This is a genomic window from Chryseobacterium sp. SN22, assembly GCF_008329705.1.
In the GTDB taxonomy this organism is placed as follows: domain Bacteria; phylum Bacteroidota; class Bacteroidia; order Flavobacteriales; family Weeksellaceae; genus Chryseobacterium.
On record NZ_VTSX01000001.1, the window covers coordinates 129,321 to 145,547 of the forward strand.

The 16,227-nt window shown below is 42.3% G+C and carries 15 protein-coding genes; 2 read left to right on the forward strand and 13 right to left on the reverse strand.

Annotated elements, in window-relative coordinates; translation table 11 throughout:
* Positions 1–40 precede the first annotated feature (40 nt).
* The 9 genes from FY557_RS00600 to FY557_RS00640 all read right to left on the reverse strand — a co-directional run bounded on the left by FY557_RS00600 (position 41) and on the right by FY557_RS00640 (position 10,005).
* Positions 41–661 carry a peptide deformylase gene (locus FY557_RS00600; RefSeq protein ID WP_149245357.1) on the reverse strand — a complete coding sequence of 207 codons (621 nt, stop codon included), beginning with the start codon at positions 659–661 and terminating at the stop codon, positions 41–43.
* A gap of 539 nt (positions 662–1,200) precedes the next feature.
* Positions 1,201–2,073 carry a ChaN family lipoprotein gene (locus FY557_RS00605; RefSeq protein ID WP_149245358.1) on the reverse strand — a complete coding sequence of 291 codons (873 nt, stop codon included), beginning with the start codon at positions 2,071–2,073 and terminating at the stop codon, positions 1,201–1,203.
* A 317-nt stretch (positions 2,074–2,390) separates the two neighbouring features.
* Positions 2,391–3,419, reverse strand: coding sequence for a hemin-degrading factor (locus tag FY557_RS00610; RefSeq protein ID WP_149245359.1), 1,029 nt, complete (start codon positions 3,417–3,419; stop codon positions 2,391–2,393).
* A gap of 4 nt (positions 3,420–3,423) precedes the next feature.
* On the reverse strand, positions 3,424–4,074 hold the full coding sequence (locus FY557_RS00615) for a class I SAM-dependent methyltransferase (protein WP_149245360.1): 651 nt from the start codon (positions 4,072–4,074) through the stop codon (positions 3,424–3,426).
* Positions 4,074–4,844, reverse strand: a complete 771-nt coding sequence (locus tag FY557_RS00620; protein WP_149245361.1) for a heme ABC transporter ATP-binding protein — start codon at positions 4,842–4,844, stop codon at positions 4,074–4,076. The genes FY557_RS00615 and FY557_RS00620 overlap by 1 nt, the downstream gene beginning before the upstream one ends.
* Complete coding sequence (locus FY557_RS00625; protein WP_149245362.1) at positions 4,841–5,884, reverse strand: FecCD family ABC transporter permease; 1,044 nt, start codon at positions 5,882–5,884, stop codon at positions 4,841–4,843. Before FY557_RS00625 ends, FY557_RS00620 begins: the two co-directional genes overlap by 4 nt.
* Complete coding sequence (locus tag FY557_RS00630; RefSeq protein WP_149245363.1) at positions 5,868–6,746, reverse strand: hemin ABC transporter substrate-binding protein; 879 nt, start codon at positions 6,744–6,746, stop codon at positions 5,868–5,870. Before FY557_RS00630 ends, FY557_RS00625 begins: the two co-directional genes overlap by 17 nt.
* Positions 6,747–6,770: 24 nt before the next feature.
* The gene (locus FY557_RS00635; protein ID WP_228451657.1) at positions 6,771–7,859 is read right to left on the reverse strand and encodes an HmuY family protein; all 1,089 of its coding nucleotides are present in this window, start codon (positions 7,857–7,859) and stop codon (positions 6,771–6,773) included.
* A 10-nt stretch (positions 7,860–7,869) separates the two neighbouring features.
* On the reverse strand, positions 7,870–10,005 hold the full coding sequence (locus FY557_RS00640; protein WP_149245365.1) for a TonB-dependent receptor plug domain-containing protein: 2,136 nt from the start codon (positions 10,003–10,005) through the stop codon (positions 7,870–7,872).
* A 96-nt stretch (positions 10,006–10,101) separates the two neighbouring features.
* Here FY557_RS00640 and FY557_RS00645 point away from each other — a divergent pair, with 96 nt between their 5' ends.
* Positions 10,102–10,929: a T9SS type A sorting domain-containing protein gene (locus FY557_RS00645; RefSeq protein ID WP_149245366.1), complete on the forward strand. Its 828-nt coding sequence runs from the start codon at positions 10,102–10,104 to the stop codon at positions 10,927–10,929.
* A gap of 262 nt (positions 10,930–11,191) precedes the next feature.
* Positions 11,192–12,502, forward strand: a complete 1,311-nt coding sequence (locus FY557_RS00650) for a T9SS type A sorting domain-containing protein (RefSeq protein ID WP_149245367.1) — start codon at positions 11,192–11,194, stop codon at positions 12,500–12,502.
* Positions 12,503–12,620: 118 nt separating this feature from the next.
* Here the strand turns inward: FY557_RS00650 and FY557_RS00655 are convergent, their stop codons facing one another.
* From FY557_RS00655 to cysD, 4 genes are all read right to left on the reverse strand, one after another.
* Positions 12,621–12,911 carry a putative quinol monooxygenase gene (locus FY557_RS00655; RefSeq protein ID WP_146943837.1) on the reverse strand — a complete coding sequence of 97 codons (291 nt, stop codon included), beginning with the start codon at positions 12,909–12,911 and terminating at the stop codon, positions 12,621–12,623.
* Positions 12,912–13,003: 92 nt separating this feature from the next.
* Positions 13,004–13,888 carry a sulfite exporter TauE/SafE family protein gene (locus FY557_RS00660; RefSeq protein ID WP_149245368.1) on the reverse strand — a complete coding sequence of 295 codons (885 nt, stop codon included), beginning with the start codon at positions 13,886–13,888 and terminating at the stop codon, positions 13,004–13,006.
* Positions 13,889–13,898: 10 nt separating this feature from the next.
* Positions 13,899–15,140, reverse strand: coding sequence for a sulfate adenylyltransferase subunit 1 (locus tag FY557_RS00665; protein WP_149245369.1), 1,242 nt, complete (start codon positions 15,138–15,140; stop codon positions 13,899–13,901).
* 162 nt (positions 15,141–15,302) lie between these two features.
* Positions 15,303–16,211: a sulfate adenylyltransferase subunit CysD gene (gene cysD, locus FY557_RS00670; RefSeq protein ID WP_149245370.1), complete on the reverse strand. Its 909-nt coding sequence runs from the start codon at positions 16,209–16,211 to the stop codon at positions 15,303–15,305.
* Positions 16,212–16,227: the final 16 nt, after the last annotated feature.

The following is a 16,227-nucleotide window of genomic DNA, read 5'->3' on the forward strand; positions in this document are numbered from 1 at the left end:
TTAAAGAAATTGAATTTACGTTAACCTATTGAACATCAAATCACAACATCACTTTCTTAAAAGCATCCACCTTCTGATAGTGATCATTGGATCCCCTCTCCTTTTTATTGATAATCAGAATACCGGAAAGGTGGTCGATTTCATGCTGGAAGATGACGGCAGTAAATCCTTCGACAATTTCCGAATATTTCTGTCCTTTGAGATCAACATATTCCAATTGAATAACCAGACTGCGGTAAAACTGGTCCCGGAAATCGGGAATGGAAAGGTCGCCTTCCGGACCGAGGTTCTGGATTTCGGATTCCCAGGTAATCAAGGGATTGATAAAATATTCCAGCGGTTCTCCCGGTTTGTCGAAACGTTGGACCCAGATCACTTTCCGGTTGATCCCGACCTGCGGTGCGGCAATGCCTACTCCACCGTCCGTGGACCGCAAAGATTCCTTCATCCTACTCACCAAAACCGCTGTGTTTTTATCCAGCGGATCGATTTCCGAGGAAAGCCCGAGCAAAGTATTGTGCTGATGTTCATCGGTCGTCTGGTAAATCGGCAAAGCCGTCCGGATATCCCCTTTATTAATCAGGGAAATTTCATCAGCAGTAAGCTTCTGCGCATTGATGAAGCCGATAAAAAAGATCAATAGCAAAGAAAGTTTTCTCATATTAATGGAATGTAGGGCAAAGGTAGATGATGTTTTTTAAGTTTTGACAAACAAGACACGATTTTTCAGATGCCCTGTGTAAATGTAATACTGAAAAGCAATACGGAAAGATTCGGGTTGAGATTCCTACCGGAATGACAAAAGTGTGGAAAAATTCATCGATGATCTTTATTAAAAATCAATCATACTATTCGCAGCCAAAAATACTCCGTTTTTCATCCCGCAGGGATCCAAACATAGTATTAGAGAGCAGCCCGAAAAGATTCGCAGAAGCTAAATTAATGTGAACTCGAAGTAAAGACTGAGTTTAAAGGCTTGAAGAAAAGAAGCTGGAGGCAGGAAGTTTATTCGATCACCATATCGATAACAGTCTAAAGTGTCTGCACTCCTTAAAGAAAAACTCTAATTAAAATTCCAGACCATTTCCTGTGTTTTTTATTTTAATAACTGAAAACAATAAACATCATCGAATTCATGTTAAATTAGAAAATAATCTTCCCACTTAAAAAACCTGGCTCCTTTTACTTTTCCCCTGGCTCTTAATAAGTTTTCGTCATATCCGTCGGGATCAACAGGTTAAAATCTGTCGGGATATAGTCTTTTTCCGGCACTTTCAGTTCGGGATATTCGGATTCAAAGACGGAGATCACCGTCATTTTCAGGTTCGGATTTTTCTTTTTGAGATACCAGTAGATACCGCCGAATTCCTTGCTGTGGTAATTGCCGTTATAATGGATAAACGTTTTTCCGGACTGAAGACTTTTCAGGATCGATTCTGCCATGGTCGCATCCTTGATCGCCTGGGCCGAAATAAAATTCATCACTTTCATTTCTTCCGCATGGTCGCCCATCATTTTTTTCATTTCGGGATAACCAGGCGTTTCCAAAGTTACCTTAATGGGCAGTTGGGCAATGTATGCTTTATCTTTCGCGGGCAGACTGTTCAGAGATTCCAGCCCTTCTTTTGATATTTGGGAAGCATATCTTCTGGGAACATTGGTGGCGATAAACGGTAATTTTTTATCTTTCGCAAAATCAACCAGCGGCTGGTAATCAGTAGCAAAATTGTTCCAGAGCCTTGCCGAATCCTTTAAGGTTTTGGCATCGAAGGTTCCGCTTAAGTATTTATTTAATTGGGGCTGATTGTCTCGTTCAAACATTTCCGCGCCTAAGATCAGCTGCCCCTTTTTTTTCTGATACAAAGCTTCGGTCACTTTCAGCTGCAGCCAGTGGTTGATGGAATTGTTGTGGTTTTCGCCGAAGAGTACGATGTCATAACCGGCCAGTTCATTCACCAGTTCTTCCGTTTGCACTTTATTCCCCTTTTTATCATAAAACTGATAGGATTTAAAATCCTGTGCGTAAAGCGAACAGAAAGCAACCAACAATATAGAGATAAGAATATTTTTCATACTGAATAATTTTTAATGCAAATGACAACAATAAGAATCACAAAGATCACAATATAATTTTAAAGATAACTTCTGAATTTTTAAAACCTGTTTAAATTTAACTTAATAATATATTTACATTTATCAAGCAAATAAATCTGCGGAATCTGCCACATCTGCGTGAATATAAAAAACAATTAAGCAGGCATAAGGGTCAAACTTAATTTCAGACAAACATCAGCCGTGTCATTTGTGAAACTATTTGTGACATTTGTGTTTAAGCTGAAGAAAAAGCCGCCCTGCAAAGAACAGGACGGCCTTAAAAACAATCTAACTATTTATTTTTCCAGCCCTGCTACAAGGTCTTTCCATTCCTGCAGCTCAGGAATTCCCGGTTTTCTTTTCCCGAAGAACTGAACGATAAAGTCCCCTTCTTTGTTGAATACCTCAATCGCCGTCACTTCGCCGTCTTCCGTCGGCTTTTTTACAATCCAGGCTTCTGCTATTTTTGTAACGTCAAGATGAAGATTGAAATCAGGATCCATTACGTTGAACCACTGCTGGTGCCATAAGGTTTTCTTTACATTTCCGGTGTGGATCTGGATAATCCCCCTGTTCCCTACAAAGATCATGATCGGAAGCTCTTTTTCCGAAGCGTCTTCCAGTACGTTTACCACTTTCGAGCTGTCGATCTTTTGGGTAAAGCCTTCCGGAGCCAGCCTCAGGGCCTGGGTTCTGCTTACCCCGAATTTCCGGGTCATCATAAAGAAATCGTGGGTATCTTTCAACGACGTCCATGCGTTTTGGAAACCCTTCACGTCGATTTCGGCATCCGGTTTTTCTTCAGCTTTAGGAGCCACCGCTTCAGATTCAAAAGACGTACCCTGTTCATCAGCCCTGAATTTTTCAACCAACGCATCAAATGCGGCTTCGTTACTGTCTTTGGTAAGGTAAATTTTATGAAGCGCTAATCCGTCTTTTCCGAAGAACTGAAGACTCTTCCGGTCCCCTTCTGCCACGGCAAAAGCAAATTTCCAGTGGTTCAGGAAAATCCTTAAATCAATATCTTCCCCTACAAAAAGCTGGGCGTGCGGACTGCTGAAATCACCGTTCAGATAAGTTCCTTTTCTTTCGTGAACGCATTCTTCGTTACGGGTAAGCGCCATTACTTTTCCCAACTGCTCAGCTTCCGTTAAAATATTCTGAAATTCCGGTTTCAGCACGGTTACGCCTTCTCCAACACCGGTTGCCAGCAATTCCGCTTCGCTTACGCCAAGTTCCGCCGCTGCGTTTCTTATTCTTACGTGCGGATTTTCCGCTTTCAGAGCTTCCCATTTTTCTTTCAGATCGTGTACTAATGTGCTCATTATTTTATTTTTTTATGGTTAAAATCGTGTAATTTCTTGTTATGGTTTCATCTCCTGTTTTGCTTTTTACTTCTTCTTCCCTTTCGGAAACTGCCATTCTGCTGAAATAGCTTTTAGAAACCGTTTCCTCCATTTCATCGGTATTGTACAGGGTAAAACCGAATCGGGTGAACGGCAGCTTCTCCATGAAATCCCTTTGCCCGAACGTCAGGACAAACGTTCCTGTTTTTTTCAGGACCCTATATATTTCATTTAAATAATCTACCGGCTGCTTCCAGAAATAGACAGTATTTACGGTAAATATTTTATCAAACGTTTTATCTCCGAAAGGAAGTTTTTCACCTTCGTACAATACAAAATCCGCCTGGTCTTTAAAGGCTTCATTCAGTTTCATGGCTTCCCGATGCATGGTTTCGGAAATATCGATTCCCGTGTACCTGATGTTTCGCGCCCTGTTCAGGATGCTCTTCACATGGCCTGCGTTTCCGTGACCGATCTCAAGAATATGCTCGTTGTCTTCGATCAGGAGTGCCTGGATGCTTTCAAGCGTCATTCCGATATTGGTAGCGTTCATCATCTCGCCGATCTCGATGCCTTTTTCACCCTCGGGATTTGCGAGGTTCTGTGCTAATATTTTTAGTTTTTCCTGGTCCATTATCCAAAAATGATCATAGGGTTATGGGTTATCGGATGCTCGCAGATCGTGCACGGGAAATTATAAGCATTGCTGATATTTTCAGCCGTAAAAACTTCTTCCGGTGTTCCATAGGCAGCTGCTCTTCCCGATTTCATTAATAATATTTTATCAGCGTACTGCGCCGCGAGATTCAGATCATGAAGCACAACGACTGCAGAGTTGGTCTTTCGGGTAAAATTCTTAATGGTCTCCAATGCTTTATACTGATGCTTCACATCCAGGTTATTCAAAGGTTCGTCCAGGAAAAGGAGCTTGTGGACAATCTCATTCTGAAGCTGGGCCATTACCCTTGAAAGATGCACCCTTTGTTTCTCTCCACCCGATAATGTATTGTATTCCCGGTCTTTTAAATGGAAAACATCGGTTTCATACATCATGTTGTTCATGGCTTCCAGATCTTCCTTCTGGGGCTGGGCATCAAAATACGGATACCGTCCCATCATCACCACATCTTTCACATCAAGCGGGATATCATTGCTGTTGTGCTGGGAAAATTTAGCCTTATGCCTGGACAATTCCTGCACAGGCCAGTCACTGATAGACCTATCTTTAAATAAAATCTGCTGTTTGCATTTTACTTCATTCGCCAGCATACTCAGCAGACTGGATTTTCCGGCTCCGTTCGGCCCCACAATTGCCAGAAATTCACCGTATTCCAGATGAACATCCACCGCATCCAGAATGTGGAAATCTTTATGTTTATAAGTAATCTGATGGGCCCTGATCATAACAGTGATTTTTTGAATTTAACCAGAATCGCAATAAAGATCGGACCTCCCATCAGAGCGGTGAGAATCCCAATCGGCAGTTCCGAAGGTTCCACAATGCTTCTGCTGAATGTATCGGCGGTCAGCAATAAAATACTTCCGCAAATCCCCGATAACGGCAGAATGAAAGCATAATCGGATTTAAACAGCAGCCGTAAAATGTAAGGCACAATAAGGCCCACAAATCCGATCGTCCCGGAAAATGCCACGCAGCTTCCGATCATCAGTGCCGTTAGAAGGATAATCTGTTTCTTTAACCTTTCCACATTAATTCCCAGATGCTGCGCATCTTTTTCCCCCAGCATCATGGCATTCAACGCTTTGCCCTTCGGCAGCAGGATGAGGTAGGAAACGATTAAAACAACGGCTAAAATAATATTCTTTGTCCAGGTGGCTGCCGCAAGGCTTCCCAGGTTCCAGAACGTTAAATCCCTCAGCTGATCGTCCTTTGAAATATAGATCAGGAAGCCGGTAACGGAAAAGCCTATAGCCGTAATGGCCACCCCGCTCAGCAGCATCATGACCACATTGGTTTTTCCTCCGCTGGTTGAAATCCTGTAGACCAGCAGCATGGATAAAAAAGAACCGATGAAAGCGGCGATGCCTACCAGTGAAAACTGTACCGCTTCAGGAAGATACTGCTTGAAGTGTCCTCCTAAAACGATGGTAATGGCGGCAAGCAGCGTTGCTCCCGAGGTCAGTCCTATTAGATCTCCCGTGGCCAGAGGATTTTTAAACAATCCCTGTAGGCTTGTCCCTGAAACAGCCAGCATGCTTCCGATCAGGATCGCCATTACAATTCTTGAAGCCCTTACGTCCCACACGACATACCGGTCGCTTAAAGCTAAACCCGGATCCTCTGTTATCATTTTACCTAAAATTTCAAAGGCAGATTTCCCTCCGAAATCGTAAACTCCGGTATTAAGAGACCATACTGCTATTAAAGCAAGCAGTATGGCACTTATGCTGACGTAAACGTATAATTTACTTGGTGTTCTCAATTAACAGTTTGTTTAATCCTACAGCAGCTTCTCCTAGTCTCGGCCCGAAACCTGAAACCAGGCCTCCGTCCATGGCGATGATCTTTTTGTTTTTCCCGGCATTGGTTTGGGAAACACCCGGCATTTTCAGAGCCCCTTCGTTTCCTCCTGCGCCCTGCAGTCCGCTGGTAAAAAAGAATAACACATCTGGGTTCGCTTTTACCACCGCTTCCGGGGTTAACGGTTTGAAATCTTCGAAATCATTTACGGCATTTTCTCCGCCGGCAATTTCAATTAAAGAAGCCATCGGTGTATTTTTTCCGGCCACCATCAGCATGTTTCCTCTGGCATAGATGAAAAGGACTTTCGGCTTCTTGGCAATCGGCCGGATCTGTTTCAGATCGGCATCGATTTTATCGTTCAGTTTCTGGTAATCGCTGCTTCCGATGGTTTTGGCTACATCAGCGATTAGTTTTTTGGTTCCGTCAACCGTAAATTCCTGTTTGAAAACCTCGGTTTTTATTCCGGACGATTTGATTTTTCCCATCAATGCCGGATTGATGTCTTTATCGGAAGCTAAAATCAGGGTCGGGGAAACTGCCATAATCGGCTCAATGGTCATGGACCGCACATGGCCCAAATCAACAGCCGTGCTTTTCAACGATGCCGGATAAGTGCTGGTCACATCGGTTCCTACGATTTCTTTTTCATGGCCTAAAGCCGCTATGATTTCCGTGATTCCGCCATTCAGCGTAACGATCTTATTGTTGGATTTCGGGGTTTCCGCGTTTACTTCCGTAGCATTTCCTGTTTTGGCACTCTCCTCTTTTTTACATGAGTAAACGGCAACCAACACAGAAGCGGCAAGAATGAATTTTTTCATAATCTACTTATTATTTGATTTTTACTATAGGGGTTTGTATTCGAACTGAGGGAAACCTCTTTCTCCTGAGGTATTTGTAATCCTGGTAAATCTTAATTTAAAATAATAGCCTTCGGCATCCCTGACGATATAGAAACGGTCGCCATATACTTCCAGGCCGTTTGCACCCACCGGGTTTCTCCAGTTGGATCCGATCACCCGTTGATCGTTATATATGAATTTGGACGGATCGATATCGGATGTTTTAAAGTTGCTATAGGCTTCCACTCCTGATGCCGGTGCCGGAACCACCACTTCATAAGCCCCTGCCCCGCCTACATTGTTGATCGTTACAAAATCCGCAAAAATATAGCTTCCCGCTCCGGTAATGGTATTGGTAAATACGGTGAAGCAAAGGTCCCATTTTTTCTTTTCAGGCTGAATGACCACCTCTTTTTTGTTTTTTAAACTGACGAAACTGTAATTATAAGCCGTGTTTTTATTAATAACCAGTTCTTCATGGGAAGAAGAAGCCAGTGGTGCATATTTCACTTTGTAGCCACCGGTTGCGGTTCGGGTAATCTGGACTTTCATCCAGCCTCTGCTGTCTCCGCCGGTTGCCACAGAACCTACAGGAACAGAACCTGTGAAAATTTCTTTTCCCATATTAATAAGATAAACAGCGTTTTCGGAATCATTTGATTTAATTTCCTCGATAGCGGTATATCCTGAAGGGAAATTTCCTTTTACATCATCAATATAGGTTACATTGGAAGGATTGAAATTGGCAACCTGAACCTGCGGCTGTAAAGAGGCAACACTCGCTTCGGTAACGGCATCAATATTCGTAGCATTCGGGATTTTGCCCGCAGCCATCATAATGGATGAGTTTAATACTACTTTAAACGCGCTTCCCGAATAAAAAGCAAGATCCCAATCCGTCCTCTTGGTAAGCATCTGCGAATTGGTCCCCAGATCGAACCAAACCTGGTTCGGCTGTGTTGCACCGCCCACATTAGGATCCACTCTTGCCCCATCGGAAGGCGCTATTGCCACAGGGTCTTCGTTATCATTAATACACGATTGGGAAATAAAGGAAGCTCCTACAAGTAAGCAAAATAGTATTTTTTTCATTTTTATGGATTTAAAAATTATAATTTAAGCGGGCAAAATAGCTTCTGCCGTAGAAGAGATTCTGCTGACCTGCAGCTGCATTATGGCTGTCACCGGATTGGATGGTATTTCTCACGCTGGTTACGTCGAAAATATTTTTTATTCCTGCACTTATTTCAAAATGGTTTTTAAAGAAGGGCTGGCTCACCGTAAAATTCAGCATATTGAAATCTCCGATTTCACCCAGAATATACTGTCCGGGATCGGTAGGTGCATTTCTGTCCCCGACATGGGTGTATCTCCGCTGTATTCCGGTGTATTTATAATAAAGGGCAAACAGCGTCCCGGCAGACGGTAAGGTGTAGTTGGCCGCCAGGTTGGCCTCCGCGTAATAATTGTAGTCATCAGGCGAGGTGAGTTTTCCAGTGCTTAAAGCCTGGGAAATTCCCATCACCGAAACACCGGCATTCAATGACAAAGCTCCTTTTCTGAGATTTACTCCGCCTCCGAATAATAAGGATTTGTAATTATCTACGTTCAGGTAGGTAATCTGTAACGGACTGTTGTTGATGATCACATCTTCAATTCTGTTCTGTACATCCAAATACATTCCCGAAAGGCTGAAATTGAATTTCCAGCTGCTGGTATTGGTTAGTGCATAATCCCAGAATGCGGCAGCCGAGTATCCGGTCTCAGGCTTCAGGTTTTCATTTCCCCTGATGTCGTGGTTGTTGTCGACAACATAAGTATACAGTTCATCATACGTCGGGAACCGGTTTGCAGATCCGAAGACCGTACGGATATCCGAACTTTCCGAAGTTTTAAACCGTAAGGTTCCGGAATAATTGTATTGGGAATTGAATTTATCGCTTAAAGCCAGCCTTACCCCGGGACGGAATGAAAGCCAGCTGTTGATGTTCCATTCTGCCGAAAGGAAATTGGCGTAATTGAAGACCGAACGTTCGATGCTCCTGCCGTTGTTATTGCTTTCAAAGGTGGTGGCATCGGCAAAGCCTTTAGTTCTGTCCAGTTCATACCCGATCTGGAAATTCACTTTTTCGCTGTCGAGGAAATTACTGAACATTCCCCTCGAGTAGAGTACATCCGATTTGTAAAATGTAATTTCAGCATCTCTCGAAAGTTCTTTCCGGTTGGGAATGTCATAGGTATATTGCTGCGATTTTCTTTCCTGGCTCTGATAAGAGAAGTCTCCTACATAATTGATCCTTCCCATTTTGCTCTGGATGTTAAACTGATGGATCCACCGGTTGGTATGGTAATCTTTATCATTTGCCGTATACGTCCTGTTGCCTCCTCCGAGATAAAGCTCATTAACGATGGGATTATAATAGTTTATTTTTTCGGTAAGAAAATTAAGCTTGTAGAAAAAGCTCGTGTTGTTTTTGCTGTAACGGATGGTCCCGTTCGTGGTCAGCTGATCTTTCGGTTGCCAGTCGTAGCCCCGCTGTCCGTCGTTGCTTTCGCTGAAATATTTATAACCGTTAAGGACTCCTCTGTATCCCTGGAAATCATTATGATTGATATCGGCGGAAACAGACCAGTTGTTGTTGATCCTGTATCCGAGATTCAACGACTGGATATGCCGGCCGTTTCCTTTTTTAAACCAATCGTAGTCATTTCTTACCGTTTCTTCTTGCAAAGAAGCCAGGGCTGTAAATTTTTTGGCATACGTTTTTTTGGTAATGATATTGATGACACCGGCGACCGCATTGTTTCCGTATTCAACCCCCATGGAACCTTTTACGACTTCTATTCTTTCAACATTATTCACATTAATTTTGGTAAGGTCTACGATATTCCCCATTCCTTCGTCACTTACTACCGGAATGTTATCGATGAGGATTTTGGTATATTTACCGCTCAATCCCATAATGCTGGCATTGGAATTCCCGGAGCCTTTGCTGGGTTCTATTAAAATATTGAGATTCTGATTAAGTACTTCCGCAACATTGGTTACCGCCATATTTTTAATCTGCAATGCATCAATGACCTCCACTTTATAAATAGACTTGTTGATGGATTGCTGGGTGTACTGGCCGGTAACCACCACCTCTTCGATCTGCTTCTGTTTTACAGAATCATTTTCCTGTGCACTCATCCATAAAACAGTGGACAAAGAGAGAATGGAAAGCACTTTCTTCTTCATAAACTCAAAAAATTTTCGACAAATATAATGCTTTATTTAGAATAGTTAAAAATAAATACATATTTTTGTAGAATAATTCTAAATAAAAATAACAGTATGAAATTAAGACTACTTTTAGGAAGTTTAATGTTTACGGCTGCGGCAGTACATGCACAGGTAGCTATGATTGATGAAAATTTTGAGAGTGCGATTGTATCATCTCCCGTAAACTACAATAACCTTGTTAATGGCTGGATAAAAAAAACAACCGTTAACCACAATATTTATGTTGATAAAAATACGACAACCAATAACCAATATGCTCAGTTTTATGCAGCAGGCTCATTGAGTACAGACGTATTTCTTGTTTCACCACAGATTATAGCTCCTGACGGTTCAAAAAAAATAACTTTTACCGTTACTCCTACGGGCGGATCCACACTTGAGGTCGGACTAATTGATGATCCGTCTAATCTTATAGCAGGAAGTGGTGTACCTGCATCGTATCAATTATTGCAATCATTTACATTTACAGAAACAGCTGCTGAAACCACAGTTTCCCCTATTACCGTGCCTGCATCAACAAAACAGTATATTGTATTCAGGTTCAGAAATCCTTTAGCCACATTTCCGGGATCTTCACATTCTGCACTAGCCGTTGATAACGTAAAATATAATAATTCATCTATATTGAGTACTTCCGACCAGGCAAAACCAAAAGACGAGATCAGGTTTGCAGTGAATGCCGATAATACTGCACTGGAATTTATCGCCAAGAAAAACCCTAAGAATATCCAGGTTTATTCAGCTGGCGGCCGGAAGGTTGCTGCCGGAACATTATCCGGAAGATCTTTTGACATCAGCACCCTTCAGACAGGTGTTTACTACCTTCTTATCGAAACCGCGGAAGGTGCAGCAGTGAAATCAAAATTCGTTAAGAAATAAGATTTATCAGACCGTTTTTATAATTAAACTGATTTATGCTTTCATAGATCAGTTTTTAGCTTATTAAAATTTAAATTTCATTAATTAACTTTTAAATAAAATAAGAATTAAAATATTCAATAAATAAATTTAACAATCTTTAAAACAGAATTTTAATAAATATTTTAAATAAAATAAATTTTAAAACACGACAAAAATCATATTTTTATTTAGAATAATTAAAAATAAATATTTAGTTTTGTAGAATAAAAAGAACCATATTATGAAGACAAAATTATTTTTTACGGCCATGCTGGCTTTGGGAGTACAGCAAACCACGCCGGCTCAAGTTGATGCGAACGGATATACGACGGTAAATATGTCCATGGGCGCAAGCTACCAGAACCGGGTATTTTTTGACCTGAGTGCCAATACGATGGTGTCCCAGCCTGCGAATACCTGGGATATCGCTTTTTACAGGAACGCAAGCATGAATTTCGGAACCAGGATCAATGATGCCCAGAATATTGAAGTGTATCAGGCCTCCAGCAACCCGAACGACTGGAACAGCATTACCACAAACAGTGTCGCTTCCTACGGATCGCCGTTGTATAATCTTGACAATACAACAACAATTCAGAAAGGTGCTTTCGAACAGGGAACGGCAACCTACGGCTGGGGAGAATACAACCCGGGAAACCACCATGTTGAAGGCAAAGTGATCTTTATCCTGAAATATGCTTCCACCAACACGTATTATAAGTTTATGATCGATGATTATTTCGGCGGTTATACTTTTAAATATGCCAAATGGAATGCAGCCAATTCTTCCTGGGATGCCACCACTTCCAAAACCATTGCCAACGGAAGTGATGATGCTTACTTCAATTATTTCTCCTTCGCAACCGGAGATAAGGTGCCGGGTCTTGAGCCTTCAAAATCAGGCTGGGACTTGATGTTCACAAGATACTGGACCGATTATCCGTACACCGATCCCAACACGGGACAACCCGCTACCATGAAATACCGAATGGCGGGCGTTATCCAGAATACGAACATTACCGTAGCCAAAGTACAGCCTGAAACCCAGACCACCTCCACCTCTACCCTGCCTGCCTCAACCGCCTTCTCAAATAATATAACGGCCGTCGGGCATTCCTGGAAACCGGCCATGGGCGCACCTTATTCCGATATCGTCTATTATGTGAAGCAGGGCTCGGAATATTACCGGATGTATTTTACTTCCAATGACGGATCTTCCACCGGAAATATGTATTTCAAATACAAAAACATTACTTCAACTTTAGGAACCACCGACATCGCTGCCAAAAAAGCAACTTTCGGAATTTACCCGAATCCGACAACGGCAGACAAACAAGTGACGGTTTTGTTTGATATTAAAGAAAAGGTAAACACCAGAGGCCAGGTAGAAGTTTATGACCTGTCGGGCAAAAAAGTGTATTCGGCTGAACTGACGAACCAAACCGGTTTCTACAAGCAGGACCTGAATCTTTCCCACCTGTCTTCCGGAAACTACCTGGTGAAAATCTCCTTCGGCGGAAGCACCGAAACGAAAAAGCTGATCATCAAATAGTCAACGATGGTTTTAATTGACCATTGACTATTCATTTAAATAATACTTTCTATTTTTTCTAATAAAAGGCTGCTCATCCAGGTGAACAGCCTTTTAGTTTTTTACATAATGACCGGAATTATAACGTTTTAAATCCTTTGTGCACCATTGTTGAGCTTTCCAGCATTTTTGAAACGTTTCTTCTGAAATCCAGCAGGTGATCCTGCCCGTTGTGACGGTTCAGATGCTCCTCGCTTTCCCATAATTCCACCATGAAAAAAGTTCCTTTGTTGTCTTTATCCTCGATGAGGTCGTACTGAAGACATCCTTCTTCCTTTCTGGTTTCCCGCACCAGCGTCTGAAAAAGTTCCACCGCTTCCATAAGGTAATTTTCATTAAATTTAAAAAGCGCAACTACATGTATATTCATTGTTAATTTTTTTAGCGGTGTAAATGTAGAATATTTTAAAGCCTGAAAAGATATTTCACGGATTTATTTTCAATATATAACAGCATTAGCCGCTAAAAAACTGATTTGTAAATGGTAATGCAGCTCATAACGATGACCAGAGTCCCTATGACTGTAAACATGCTTTTTACCGGAAGTTTCGCTGTAAGCATGGCTGAAAAGGGGGCCGTGACAATACCGCCGATCAGCAGTCCCAGAATAATATTCCAGTGCTGGATGCCGAGTGTAAAAATAAAAGTAATGGCAGCCGTTAAGGTCAGAATAAATTTAGCCACCGTAGAACTTCCTACGGCAAATCTCGGGGTAAAAGAATTTTTTATCAAGGTTCCTGTAACCAAAGGTCCCCAGCCGCCGCCGGCAAAAGAATCAATAAATCCGCCGATGAGCCCGAGCTTGGTTAAATGGGTTTTCTTTTTAAGTTTTTTATCCTGTTTTCCCTTAAAAGCATTCAATAAAATCCGGATGCCGAGATAAAGCGTATAAAAAGAGATGATGCTTTTCGTGACTTTGGAATAATACTCTCCGAGATAAGTAAGTGAAACAGCACCGATAACCGCACCAATAACGGCAGGAACAGCTAATCTTTTCACCAGGTTTTTGCTTACGTTTTTCAGTTTGATATGACTGATGCTTCCTGCGGCCGTGGTAAAGCTTTCTGCCGAATGGATGCTGGCACTTACCGCGTGCGGCGGAATTCCCAGAAATAGAAGGGTTGTCGTACAGATAACGCCGTAACCCATTCCCATAGAGCCGGCTACAATTTCCGCCAGAAACCCCACCAGGAGCATCCAGTAAAAAATGTAATTGTCCTTAGCCAGAACGTTTAACAGTTCATTGAAATAGCCCATTTCGTACATGGAAAAAACAATGAGGGCCACTGCCGCAACCGTAATGAAAAAAACGTTGAGCCTGAGCTGCACTTTTCTTGAGATGACCATCCGATTCAATTTATAAAATCATTATTGCTCCTACAGTGGAGTTGCTTGTCTCGTCAATCAGAATGGCGTTTCCTGTTGCATTGCTGTCTTCAAAACGGTCATACACCAAAGGCGAAGCCGTCTTCAGCCGTATTTTTACGACTTCGTTCAGTTTTATGCTTTCTGAAACGGGGATTTTCTCCAGGGTATTGACATCGATTTTATAATCGATTTCTTTAACAATGGCTCTTACGACCCTGCTTTTATGCTGAATGAAATATTTATTGCCTTCCTGCAGTTTTTTTTTGTCCAGCCAGCATACCACGGCTTCAACTTCACTTTCCACTTTTGGAAGACTTTCTGTTTTTACCAGAAAATCACCGCGGCTGATGTCGATATCGTCTTCCGTATGCAGTACGGCAGGCTGATGGGCATAAACAGCTTCTACCTCTTTTCCACCGGTTTCAATTTTTGAGATCCGGGTCTGAATCTCTTGGGGCAGAACAGTAATTTCATCCCCTTTTTTATAAACTCCTGAAATCACTTCTCCGGCGTACCCCCGGTAATCATGAAGCTCATCGGTCTGCGGACGGATCACATACTGCACCTGGAATCTCGGGCTGTCAAAATTTTGGGATGAACTGATTTCGACGGTTTCAAGAAAATCCAGCAGCGCAGGACCTTCATACCAAGGCAGATTTTCCGATTTTCCGACAATATTGTCCCCGTGAAAAGCGGAAATCGGGAAATAATTTACATTTTCCAGCTCCAGCTTCGTGGCCACCCGCTCATATTGGGCTTTGATGTCGTTAAAAATATCCTCGGAATAATCCACCAAATCCATTTTATTGATCGCTACCACCACATTTTTTATTTTCAGAAGGGAAGCAATAATCGAATGCCTTCTTGTCTGTTCGATTACCCCCTGTCTGGCATCAACGAGAATGACGATCAGCTGGGAATTGGAAGCACCCGTAATCATATTTCTTGTATACTGGATGTGCCCTGGCGCATCGGCAATAATAAATTTCCTTTTCGGAGTTGAGAAATAACGATAGGCTACGTCAATCGTAATACCCTGCTCCCTTTCAGCTCTCAACCCGTCCGTCAAAATGGCAAGATCGATTCCGTTTTCATTTTTATTTTTCGATTGTTTTTCCAGCGCCTCGAGCTGGTCGATCAGTATATTTTTGCTGTCGTACAGAAGTCTTCCGATCAGGGTACTTTTCCCGTCGTCCACACTTCCGGCAGTGATGAATCTTAATATATCCATGTTTATTTATGGGTAATGGGTAATGGATAATGAGTAATTTTTAATATCACTCATATCAATTTCTCATTAATTTTTTAGTTTAAATTTTTTAATCTATCTGAATGAATTTCATATGATTCAATAAGTATCTGATATTACCTATTACTTATTGCTCATTACTAATCAAAAATAGCCTCCTTTTTTCCGGTCTTCCATCGCTGCTTCCGTTACTCTGTCGTCAATCCGGGTTTCACCGCGTTCTGAGATTCTTGAGGCTGTAATTTCGGTAACAACCTCATCCAGTGTTTCGGCATGGCTCTCTACGGCAGCGGTACAGGTCATATCGCCTACGGTCCGGTAGCGGACTTTTTTATTGACAACCGTATCACTTTCATCGATCCTGATGAAATCCGAGACTGCGATCCACTGCCCTTCATGCTCGATGACGTCGCGGTCGTGGGCAAAATAAATCGGCGGTAATGCAATATTTTCCCTTTTGATATAATTCCACACATCAAGCTCGGTCCAGTTCGAAATCGGGAAAACCCTAACATTCTCCCCTTTGCTGATCCTTCCGTTGTAAATGTTCCACAATTCAGGGCGCTGCAGTTTCGGATCCCATTGTCCGAATTCATCGCGTACCGAAAAAAACCGTTCTTTTGCCCTGGCCTTCTCTTCATCCCTCCTGGCTCCGCCGATACAGGCATCAAACTGAAATTCCTCGATCGTATCCAGCAGGGTGTGGGTCTGAAGCCAGTTCCGGGAAGCGAATTTCCCTTTCGGCTCGGCTAAACTTTTAGCTTTAATGGTATCTTCCACTTTTCTTACAATCAGTTCAGCACCGATACTTTCAGCCAGCTCGTCCCTGAACCGAAGGGCTTCCGGAAAGTTGTGCCCGGTATCGACATGGACCAGCGGAAAGGGAATTTTCATCGGGGCAAATGCTTTTATGGCTAGATGGACCAAAGTGATGGAATCTTTTCCGCCGCTGAAAAGCAGGGCCGGTTTTTCAAACTGAGCCGCCACTTCACGCATGATGTAAATACTTTCGGCTTCCAGCTGTTCCAGATAATCTGGTTGATAGGTGTTCATTTCTTCGTTTAATTTT

Coding starts and splice junctions, on each gene's coding strand:
- FY557_RS00630 (WP_149245363.1), bottom strand. CDS start 6,746: ATGAAAAAATTCATTCTTGCCGCTTCTGTGTTGGTTGCCGTTTACTCA.
- FY557_RS00665 (WP_149245369.1), bottom strand. CDS start 15,140: ATGGATATATTAAGATTCATCACTGCCGGAAGTGTGGACGACGGGAAA.
- FY557_RS00600 (WP_149245357.1), bottom strand. CDS start 661: ATGAGAAAACTTTCTTTGCTATTGATCTTTTTTATCGGCTTCATCAAT.
- FY557_RS00650 (WP_149245367.1), top strand. CDS start 11,192: ATGAAGACAAAATTATTTTTTACGGCCATGCTGGCTTTGGGAGTACAG.
- FY557_RS00660 (WP_149245368.1), bottom strand. CDS start 13,888: ATGGTCATCTCAAGAAAAGTGCAGCTCAGGCTCAACGTTTTTTTCATT.
- FY557_RS00635 (WP_228451657.1), bottom strand. CDS start 7,859: ATGAAAAAAATACTATTTTGCTTACTTGTAGGAGCTTCCTTTATTTCC.
- FY557_RS00610 (WP_149245359.1), bottom strand. CDS start 3,419: ATGAGCACATTAGTACACGATCTGAAAGAAAAATGGGAAGCTCTGAAA.
- FY557_RS00655 (WP_146943837.1), bottom strand. CDS start 12,911: ATGAATATACATGTAGTTGCGCTTTTTAAATTTAATGAAAATTACCTT.
- FY557_RS00605 (WP_149245358.1), bottom strand. CDS start 2,073: ATGAAAAATATTCTTATCTCTATATTGTTGGTTGCTTTCTGTTCGCTT.
- FY557_RS00620 (WP_149245361.1), bottom strand. CDS start 4,844: ATGATCAGGGCCCATCAGATTACTTATAAACATAAAGATTTCCACATT.
- FY557_RS00645 (WP_149245366.1), top strand. CDS start 10,102: ATGAAATTAAGACTACTTTTAGGAAGTTTAATGTTTACGGCTGCGGCA.
- FY557_RS00615 (WP_149245360.1), bottom strand. CDS start 4,074: ATGGACCAGGAAAAACTAAAAATATTAGCACAGAACCTCGCAAATCCC.
- FY557_RS00640 (WP_149245365.1), bottom strand. CDS start 10,005: ATGAAGAAGAAAGTGCTTTCCATTCTCTCTTTGTCCACTGTTTTATGG.
- cysD (WP_149245370.1), bottom strand. CDS start 16,211: ATGAACACCTATCAACCAGATTATCTGGAACAGCTGGAAGCCGAAAGT.